The organism is Arthrobacter sp. 05L45_2 (assembly GCF_056397525.1).
Map to the genome: position 1 here is coordinate 1 of NZ_JBFTNO010000194.1, position 9,829 is coordinate 9,829.

Here is a 9,829-nt window from a genome sequence, read left to right on the forward strand (position 1 = left end):
GAATAGACCATGCCCAAAATCAGCTATCAGACCGAACATCAGGGATCCCAACGACGCCCGCCCGCCTCCTCTGCCACGCGGGTATTGCTGGCCTGTGGCATCACCGCCGGCCCCCTATACCTTCTGGTCAGCTATGCCCAGGCGTTTCTTCGCCCGGGCTTCGACGCGGCACATAACGACCTCAGCGTCCTAGCCAACGGCGACCTAGGCTGGATGCAAACCACAAACCTGATCCTCACCGGCGCCCTAACCCTCCTGACCGCCGTCGGATTCCGTCGCGCACTCAACCCCGGACGAGGAGCCACCTGGGGGCCGGTTCTCGTCGGAATCTACGGTGCCGGATTAGTGGGTGCGGGGATTTTCACCGCCGATCCCATGAACGGATTCCCTCAAGGCGCACCTCCCGGACCCCCTATCTCCGGGTCCCTCCACGGGTTTCTTCACTTCGTTACCGCAGGGATTGGCTTTGCCGCCTTCATCGCTGCCTGCTGYGTTATGGCCCGCCGGTTCTACACATCCGAAAACCGGAGGCTCGGAGCATTCTCCCTTGCTACCGGAATCCTCTTTCTCGCCGCCTTCGTCGGCATTGCCAGCGGGTCAACGTCAGCCGTCATCGTTCTTAGCTTCACAGCAGCCGTAGTCCTCGCTTGGACCTGGCTGGCAATAACGGCCGCCCACCTACGACGCAGCCAACCCCTGCCTCCCACCGTCCGCACCAGCTGAGCGAGCCAACCACTAAAAAGCACGATCAACAGCAATTTGACGACTATAGGAGCATCGGTAAAGACGTGGGAAAGGGCCAGGGATCCCGGAGCTCGGCGACGGAAGCACTGGACCCAACAGCCGGCCGCGCCAGCGGACGCCCGAAAAGGTGCGAGCCCTGCGAGGCCCCTCTGGTTTAGTACCGGAACCCTCGCTCCAGGTCGAATCCGGCGCGGGGTGGTCTCATCCTGGTCATCCTGAAGCCGGGCGTGGCGAGCCCTGTTGACCGTGGGGGGCTGGCAGGTGATGCTGAGGGCACTTCGGTGACCAGGGGGATCATGGGAGTGCACAAGGGGGGATTGGATGCTGACCTACATTCGCGAGCGGCAAGAAGCATGATCCTTGTCCTCATGGGGTTGGTTTTTGCGGGCCTGGCACCTCAGTCGATTTTCTGGATCGTGTTCCCGGCGTCTGTCGCCCTGGACTTGGTCCTCACCAGAGGATGGATCAGAGAAGATGCGCTCAGGGCTCACCGGGCCGGGCAGGCTCAGTAAAATTGCTGTGCCCCCGTCAGTGTGATCGGCGTCCGACGGAAATGTGTTCCTACAGACAAGCCGTGTGAGAGGCTTGCTTTCGAAAAAGCTCACACTGGGGGAAACGCATTGGACATTGTTTTGATAATTGTCAGACTGGCGGCGGTCGCTGTGCCGGTAGTTCTCGCTGTACTGGCCCTGTACTGGATCATTCGCCTCGGAGTAAAGCACGGATTGCGCTCATACGAGACGGAAAGGGCCCGGCACTCGGACACTGTGGTCTAAGCGCTTCAAGTCGGCTCTCGGCTGCGGGCTCCTGTACCAGCTCCTCGCCCATACAGCCCAGACCATCCCTTGCCCCTGCCTGGATCATGCGGCGCTTGTAGGAGAGTAATCAGGCGACGAACAACGTAAACACCAGGGCCAGGGATCCCGGAGCCCTGCGACGGAAGCCGTGGACCCAACAGCCGGCCGCGCCAGCGGACGCCAGGGCCGCCTAGGTCCGGGCTTCCACCCCCGGGCGCTTCAACGCGAAGCGCCCAGGTTCCCGGCAGGGACCCCGAAACTGGACAGGCGTCCCGCGGATTTGCAAGGATGGCCGGACCGGGCCGATCGGACCCGGTTCGGTGAATTTCCGGGACGAATGTCTCCGTGATGGACGAGGGGAAGTGAGCATGCGCATCGCAACGATGTCTGCTGCCACAGTCAGCGGGGTGGCCGGTATGGCCTGCTTCGCGGCCGCGCACCTGCCAGCCTCCACCGGACCGTCCGCCGTCGCCGCGGACTAATTTCACCGGAAGTACCCGGTAACACCCGGAATCACAGGCTGGCATTCCCTTGCCCTAGACCGCCCCGGCGCGCCATCAGGCCCCGGGACGGAACCATCCGATGCCGAAAGATTCCGTCATGCAAAAACTCACGCCCCAGCAGATCCGCTCGTCCTTCGTGAACGCGAGCCGCTCCGAAGCGGCCAAACTCAACCTCCCCGCGAACTTCGACTCCCTCGACTGGGACAGCCTCGAATTCCTGGGCTGGCGCGACGGGAAAATGCCGCTGCGCGGCTACCTTGTCCTGCCGGGCCCGACCGGTCCGACCGGAATCATGCTCCGGGCCCCGGAGGGCGGCGCCAAGAAGAACCGCTCAGTCCTGTGCGAGCTGTGCCGGGACATCTTCTCCAAGGATGACGTGGTGCTCTGGGTGGCGAAGCGGTCCGGCCAGTCGGGCCGCAACGGGAACACCGTCGGCACGTTGATCTGCGCCGAATTCGGGTGCTGCCGCAATGTCCGGGTGGAACCGCCGGCCAACGAGATCAACCCCGACCCGGCCGCCGTCGTACTCCGGCAAATCGAGGGCCTGGCTGAGCGGACCTCCAGGTTCCTGGACCGCGTCCAGGGGAAGTAACGCAGCAGCCAGGCGCAGGACGGGCTGTCCTCAGCGCAGGACGATGTCCACAGGGTTCGCCTCGGAGCGCCATGCGCCCTCCGGGGCGGCCCCTGCCGTGATCACCGGGGCGGTCAGGACGCCGGACCGGTTGGTGCGTTTGTCCCGGAGGATTTCGGTCACCGAACCGAGGTGCCGTGAGAGGTCGATGACGTTTTCCGGCGCGGCCAGGAGCAGCTGGAATCCGAACTCGTGCAGCGCCTTGATCCCGGCGCCGGCGAATTCCTCCGAGGCCAGCACAAAGGCCTCGTCCATCATGACCGTGCCGTAGGTGGTGAACCCCTGCTCGGCGATGCCCAGCTGGTAGCTCAGGGCCGCSGCCATGATGAACGCGGTGAAGCGCTGCCGCTCGCCACCGGACATCGACCCGGTGTCCGCGTGCATGTAGACCTCGGTCTTCGCCGCGCGCGGCGTCCGGCTGCCCTTGGCGGCCGCGTTTGGCCCGGCGGGCTGCACCCCGCGGTGCTCCTTGCACTGGATGAACAGGTGGCCCCGGACATCCAGGACCTCGGCGCGCCAGCGCCGGTCCTCGGGCGCCTGGGAACCGAGCCGCTTAACCAGCGTCTCCAGCGACTTGTAACGGCTGGTCAGCTCGGCGTCGTCGTCCTGCCCGGCCGCCTGGCCCGCGGGCGCACCCGCGGCGGCAGCCTTCCCCGGACGGGTGTGGCGGACCTTCAGCGCGTTCTGGATGGCGTCCTTGAACTGCTTCGCGGTGGCGGGCAGCGTCTGCTTGATGTCCAGTTCCAAGAAGCTGCCCTCGTGGAAGTTCACCTCGGAGAGGACGCCGTTCAGCGGCAGGATCCGGCTGGTGATGGAACGGCGTTCCTCGTCCAGCAGGTGTAGCAGCGTGCTGAAGGACTCGTGTGTCCGCTGGTTAAAGAACTGCCGGAACTCGGCCTCCTGGGCGGGCAGCCCGTCGCTGACTATGGCGTGGTAGCGGCCTTCGAACTCCCCGGCAGCCCCGATCGAGGTGCCGTGGTCCGCGGAGATGGCCGTGCCCCATTCACGCACGAAGCCCTCGAAGATCCTGGTCAGCCGCTCGGACGTGGCCTGCCCGCGGGACTCGGCTGCGTGCAGTTCCGCGAGGAGCCGGGTGCGGACCAGGTTGGCGAGGTTGTCCAGTTCGTGCATTTCCAGGACGTCGCCGAAGTCCACGAAGTAGGGTTCCAGTGCCGCTGCTGTGGCGGCGTCGAGTGCCTTGTACTCGCTTTGCAGCACGGCCGCGGCCTCGGTGCTGGACTGGTGTTTCTGCCGGGCCGCCTCAATGTTGGCACGGAGCGGCTCGAGGTCGGCCTGGGCGGCGAGGGCGTCTTTGAGCCGTTGCTCGATTCGGGCGAGCTCATCGGCGGCCACGGCCGCGGAGACCTGTTCCCAGGGCCGGTGGTCGTCGGCGACACGGCGGAGTGCGTCGAGTTGCCGGGTCATGCCCTGGTGGGATTCCTCCCGGCTTTGCGCCAGGTCGGCGGCCTTGGCGAGTTCCTGCTGGAGGTCCTCGACCTGCGCGGCGACGAGTTCCAGTTTGGCGGCGTTATCGAAGCCCAGGACGTAGTCCTGCCGGGAGGTGAAGCGGTCATCCTTTTCCACGGTGTGGCGGTTCCGCTTGACCACGCCGCCCAGGCTCAGTCCCTTGTCCAGCCGGGCCAGTTCGTCCGGATCCTCGACGCAGGGGTACGCGTAATCAAGGGCGATCCGCTCCCGGATCCATTCGCCGGCCGCCGCGGCCGGCCCTGCGGTGAGGATGTCCAGCTTGGTCAGCAGGTCGCCGTCGGCCGCATCCTCCACGGCCAGCGCGCCGCCGGCGAGCGGCTTGGAGACGTCGACGGCGCGCAGTGCGCCGCGGACCGGATGATCGTTGAGGTACCGGGTGACGGCGGTGAAGTGCTCGCCGGGGACCAGCAGCGTGGTGGCGAGGCTGCGCAGGGCCCGCTCAGCGGCCGGCCGCCACTGCTCGTGGCCCTCTGCGAGGTCGATCAGTTCGCCGCCGAACGGCATCAGCTCCTCGGCAACGCCCGTGGCAGCCGCGATGGCGCTGCGGTTTTCGATGCTTGAAGGCGGCAGCAGGGACTTCCGGGTTTTGAGCGAGACAAGTTCCTGCTGCGCGGCGGCGAGTTCCCGCTTCCGGGCAGCGTGCCCGTCGAACGCCTCGAACCGCAGCTCCTTGAGGGCCTCGGAGTCGTCCTTCAGCTCGGCCGAGCGGGCGGCCGCATGTTCGTGCGCCTGCTCCCAGCCGGCGGCCGTCCATTCGAGCTCAAGGCCCGCATCCGTCAGGGCTTTTCGGGCGGACTCTTCGACCTGCTGGCGGAGTTTGAGGCCCATCCGGGCGTTCTCCAGCGACTGTTCGATCGCGGAGATCGCGTTGCCGCCCTGGTTGTTGTAGTCGGCCTCGAGCTGGCGGAGCTCCTTGGCCAGTCCGTCGCGGACACCGCGCTCGGCACCGAGCTCGCGGGCCTTCTCCTGTGCCTGGGCCTTGACGCGTTCAAGCGTCTTTTCGTGCACCGTAACGGCCAGCTGCTGCTTGTAGGCCTCGAACTCCTCGCCCGTGAGGTCCCGGAGCCGGTTCGCGTCGAGCAGGGCCTGCGCGTACTCCTTGTTCAGCCCGGGGACGGGGGCCAGCTGGTCGCGCTGCTGCCGGACGTCTTCGAGCCGCTGCCGGATGGACATCAGGTTGCTGAATTCCTCGACGACGTCGTCCGCAGCGGCCAGCGTGGCGGGCGCATCCAGGACCTGGTCGCGGAAGAAGGTGTTGACGCTGCCGCCGAGACCCTTGCCCGCCTGGATGACGCGCAGCAGCGGCAGGGCCTGGTCCGAGTTGATCCCGAGGAGGCGCCGGAAACGCTCTGCGAAGGCTTTGTGCACGTCGAAGATCTGCGCATCCGGGAAAATCGCGTCCAGCGCCGACTTGGTGAAGCGCTTCTCTGCGATGCCCTCCACAGCGGCCAGGTCCAGCGGCTTGTTATCGATCAGGTAGTAGCGTCCGACGCTGGATTCGGTGCCGTTCTTGGGCAGATCAAACAGCGCCGAAATGGTCACCCGGGTGCCGGCCGCGTTGTCGAAGGTCAGGGCGACGGCGGACCAGGTGGCGCCGGGGCGCTGGAAGGCACTGGCCGAGCCTTCGCCGACGGCCTTGTCCCCTACTTTGCCGCGCATGTAGGTGAAGGTGGTCCTCTTGTCCTCCACGGCCCCGCCGGCGCGCTGGGCGGCTGCCTCGTTGGAGCGCGGGCGGGCGTCGAAGACCCGCAGCATCGCGTCGAACAGTGTGGACTTGCCGACGCCGGAATTGCCGGTCAGGAGGGTGCCATTGCGGTCCACGTGCATGGTGTGGGCGCCGTGGAAGGTGCCCCAGTTGACCACCTGCACGAGGGCCAGGCGCATCTGGCCGGGGTTGGTGAGCTCGCCCATAGGCAGCATGGTGGCGATGCTCATTCGGCGTCCTCCGCTTCGTCGGTCACGCCGTTGTGGTCGCCTATCGCGACATCACCGGACACATGCTCTGCATGCTCGCTCGTTCCGCCCCTCGGACCCCCTCGCCTCGCAAGCTCGGCCAGGGAACCCTGTCCGAGTGGGCCCAGCTTAGACGCATGCTGCCGCATGTCCCCGGCGCTGCCGCTGCTGTTAAGGAGCGAATCGTCGTCGTCACCATCGCTCTGCGTCACCGAAATGTCGTCGTCGCCTTCTGCATCATCCACCGGAACGGCCGCGTCGGCGTCGAGGTCCAGCAGCGGTTCGGTGCCCGACTGGTCGGTGCTGGCGGCGATCAGGGCATCGATTTGGGCCGGGATGTCGCCGATGTTTTCGAACGGGAGGGCCAGTGGGAGGGCGTTGGAGATGGTGTAGACGTCATCCAGGCCTGTGGCGAGGAGGAGCTGGCGGGCCAGGAGCTTGGTGATGGCGCGGGTGACGACGTCGGAGTCGCGCAGGGCGTCCTGCTGGCCGGCCGGCTGGTAGTGGGCCACGAGGTCGGCGATTTCCTCGCGTGTGATCGTGGGGTCGGTCTGGGCCGTGACGTGGCGGTCCAGGAGCAGGCGGAGGCGGAGCAGGACGATGGTTTCGACCCGGCTCAGGGCCCGCTGCTGGCGCAGGATGCTGGAGCGGGTGCTCCCGCCGATCGCTTCGGGGTCCACCGGGCGCAGCACAGCGATCTTGCGTTCATGGTCCAGCTGCAGGGTAAGGAATAGCTCGGAGAGGCGGCTGCGCAGGATGACCTGGTTGTCCAGGAGTGTGGTCCAGAGTTTTTCGTCGCGGCCGCCGTCGATGTAGGGCCCCTTCAGGAGTTTCACCAGCGCCTGGCGGACCTTCATGGGGAGCACTCCGGTGTCGCCGGGGAAGAGCGCTGCGCCGTCGACAAACGTGTCCCGGGCAGTCACGGCGAACGGGTCCGGGTGCACGTGTCCCGGTTCGCTGGCGGGTTCCGGCTGGTGCTGCGGCTCGGCGCCCGGCGCTTCGAGGGAGACTTCGCTCATCTTCAATCCTTCTTGAGTGTGACGACGGGCAGGTAGGCGGCGCGGGTGGACCCGTCGATTTGTTCGAAGTCCAGGGGCGCCCAGGCGTCCCGGTCGAAGCCGGCGCCTAGGTGCAGTGCGTGCGAGAGCAGGGCCCGGATGGAGTTGATGTGCCGTTCGCCGTCCGGCAGTTGCTCCCAGGCCTCGGCCAGTGTTGTGGCGCCCGCGGCCGCCGCGCGGATCGCCTCGGGGTTGGCCTTCCCGGTCCGCGGCGAGCGCACCCGGTCCGAGTCGCTGAAGGCGATCGGATCGGCCAGTTTGGGCGGCGCCGCGAACTCGTCCGGATCGAAGAGCTTGACCATGGCAAGGGACTCGAAGCCGGCGTTGAACAGCACCGGTCCCCGGACCAGGCCGGGACGCTCGCGCTCGTACGGCAATGAACGGATCGCCTGTTCGGCCTCTCGCAGCACCTTCCGGAGCCGGACAGACTGCCGGTAGTCGTCGCTTTGGACGTAGGTGTTGAGGCTTTCGCTGAGCTTGCCGTAAATCCGCTGGATCTGGCTGTGCTGGCTGCGCAGCTCGGCCACCAGGTTCTTCAGCGTCTCGCGTTCGTCCTGGCTCAGGTCGTCGGCGAACTGCCGGCTGAGCACTTCGCCGATGGCGGACCGGAAGCGGAGCTGCTGCTGCGGGTCCTCCAGGAACGCCGTGAAGGACCGGAATGTCCTTCCTTCCGGGCTTTGCCGCAGCCGCTTGTCCGCCTCAAGCACCTGCGCCATGGTGGCGCCCTTGCTCAGGGACTCTTCGATGATCTGGTTCCGGAGCTCGCCCACCAGCTCCTCGATCCGGTCGCGCATCTTCTTGTAGTCCGCGGGCAGGCTCGCGGCGAGGTCCAGGATATTGCCGGCCGCCTCGACGGCTTCCTCGTCGTCGAGCAATCCGTCGAATTCACCGGAACTGATCTCCTCGATCAGCTGGCGGCGTTCGCCGATCTCCTCCTCCAGGGATTCCAGCCGGGCGCTCTGGTCCGGGTTGGTCTCATTGGCGAGCTTCTCGACATCGCCCAGCAGGGTGCCCAGCCGCGAGCCGTTGAGCGTGGAGCGTTCACTGGACAGGCTGTCCAGGAAGGCAAGGACACGCGCCGCGGGCTCGGTGACCTCGTACACGATCTGGCCGGACTGGTTCCGCCGGGTCAGGAAATTCTTGCGGGTCCACTCGTCGCCGAAACCTTTGCCGTTCGCGGAGCCGCCCAGCCCCGGATCCTGGCGGCGCAGCTGCTCAAGGAAGGCGTCGACGTCGGCGTGGAACTGCTCCAGCGGAAGCTGCGGCCGGGTGCGGGTGAAGGAGGCCTGCAACACGGCGATCACCCAGGGCGCCGAACGGGTCAGCGCCCAGGCGGGCCCTTTGGTGAGCAGTTCCAGGTCCCGGAGCCGGGCGCTGATGGCGTCGGCGGGGGACACAGCGGACCGGGACACGCAGTTCTCCTATCGATGCCGGGGGTGGGGTGGGCAGTGGATCCAAGAAAACTGCCAACTACAAGGTTAACGCAGGGCCTCCGGAATCCCTGCTGGGTCCCCGGAATGGCGGCGCACACCGCGGCAGAGACTGCTGCGGCGGGGAAATCCGCGACCTCCCCGTGACCTACGTGCGGGTAGCATTTCGATCCCGTATCAACCCCTTCCGACCCGCACGGCGACTCTGGCTGGTCCGGCCCGCGGCGCCCTACGCTCGGGCTACTGGTCCAGCCGAAGCGACGGTGCAGGAGGAAGAATGCAGTTCGATCCAAGTGCGGTGGAAACGGGCACCATGGTGTTCCTCGGAACCCTGCTTTTCGCCCTGGTCATTGGCCTCTTCATTACGGCGGCCGCCTTCGTGGCGCTGGCCCTGCTGGGCGTGGGCCGGCTGGCCTGGTTCGTGGTGGCCGGAGCGTTGCTGGGCCTGGTCCACGGCATCAACGCCGGCTGGGACCGCCTGCTGCACCACGCCGCCGCGGTGGAGCTCACCACGGACTTTCCGGGCGAGTTAATCGGGCAGCCCTCCCCTAGTACGGGCACCTACCCGCGGGTAGTATTGCGGGACAGCTGAAGGGTCCTCCACCCGCGGCGGATCCAGGGCTCGAGCCGGACAACCCGGTTAGAGGAGATGCCCAATGAGCTCCGCCGTCGACAACCCAGCAACTGGCGGCCCCGCAACCGACAGCCCCGCCGCCGAAGTGCCGGTGCCGGCGCAAAAGATCGGCCGCGAGGCCACCGCCGCCGACGCCCGGGCCGTCGCCGAAGCCGCCAGGGAGGCCAGCTGGGAACGGCCCAGCTTCGCCAAAGGCCTCTACCTGGGCAGCTTCGACCTCGGCCTGGTCCACCCGTGGCCGCAGGCGCCGGCCGACGACGTCGAACGCGGCGAGGCGTTTATGGAGCGGCTCACCGCGTACTGCCGCACCATGTCCGGCCGCCTCATTGAACGCGACGCGAAGGTCCCCGACGCCTACCTGTCCGGGCTGGCGGACCTCGGGGTTTTCGGCATGAAGATCCCGCGCGAATACGGCGGCCTGGGCCTGTCCCTGGTGTACTACGGCCGGGCGCTTGCCCTGCTGGGATCGGTGCACCCCAGCCTGGGGGCGCTGCTGTCCGCGCACCAGTCGATCGGCGTCCCGGAACCCGTCAAGGTGTTCGGGACACCCGAGCAGAAACGCGAGTACCTGCCGCGCTGCGCCGCCGGGGC

Annotated in this window: 7 protein-coding genes; 4 read left to right on the forward strand and 3 right to left on the reverse strand. The window is 67.1% G+C overall.

Translation table 11 applies throughout. The features are described 5' to 3' along the window. Positions 1 to 9: 9 nt before the first annotated feature. Together AC1DHD_RS13295 and AC1DHD_RS13300 are read left to right on the forward strand one after the other, a co-directional pair. The gene (locus tag AC1DHD_RS13295) at positions 10 to 723 is read left to right on the forward strand and encodes a DUF998 domain-containing protein (protein ID WP_285242556.1); all 714 of its coding nucleotides are present in this window, start codon (positions 10 to 12) and stop codon (positions 721 to 723) included. Positions 724 to 2,141: 1,418 nt separating this feature from the next. Further along, on the forward strand, positions 2,142 to 2,636 hold the full coding sequence (locus AC1DHD_RS13300) for an FBP domain-containing protein (RefSeq protein WP_476880167.1): 495 nt from the start codon (positions 2,142 to 2,144) through the stop codon (positions 2,634 to 2,636). 30 nt (positions 2,637 to 2,666) lie between these two features. Here AC1DHD_RS13300 and AC1DHD_RS13305 read toward each other — a convergent pair whose 3' ends face one another. Genes AC1DHD_RS13305 through AC1DHD_RS13315 form a run of 3 tightly spaced genes read right to left on the reverse strand, consistent with a single transcriptional unit; the run spans position 2,667 to position 8,586 of the window. Next, positions 2,667 to 6,098 (reverse strand): ATP-binding protein, encoded by a 3,432-nt coding sequence (locus AC1DHD_RS13305; protein WP_476880168.1) that lies wholly within the window; start codon positions 6,096 to 6,098, stop codon positions 2,667 to 2,669. Continuing rightward, positions 6,095 to 7,135, reverse strand: coding sequence for a DUF4194 domain-containing protein (locus tag AC1DHD_RS13310; RefSeq protein ID WP_476880169.1), 1,041 nt, complete (start codon positions 7,133 to 7,135; stop codon positions 6,095 to 6,097). The genes AC1DHD_RS13305 and AC1DHD_RS13310 overlap by 4 nt, the downstream gene beginning before the upstream one ends. Before the next feature lie 2 nt (positions 7,136 to 7,137). Next, complete coding sequence (locus AC1DHD_RS13315) at positions 7,138 to 8,586, reverse strand: DUF3375 family protein (RefSeq protein WP_476880170.1); 1,449 nt, start codon at positions 8,584 to 8,586, stop codon at positions 7,138 to 7,140. Positions 8,587 to 8,881: 295 nt separating this feature from the next. Between AC1DHD_RS13315 and AC1DHD_RS13320 the strand changes: the two genes are divergently transcribed. Next, positions 8,882 to 9,196: a hypothetical protein gene (locus AC1DHD_RS13320; RefSeq protein ID WP_476880171.1), complete on the forward strand. Its 315-nt coding sequence runs from the start codon at positions 8,882 to 8,884 to the stop codon at positions 9,194 to 9,196. 64 nt (positions 9,197 to 9,260) lie between these two features. Next, a partial coding sequence (locus tag AC1DHD_RS13325) for an acyl-CoA dehydrogenase family protein (RefSeq protein WP_476880172.1) occupies positions 9,261 to 9,829 on the forward strand: 569 nt, incomplete at its 3' end.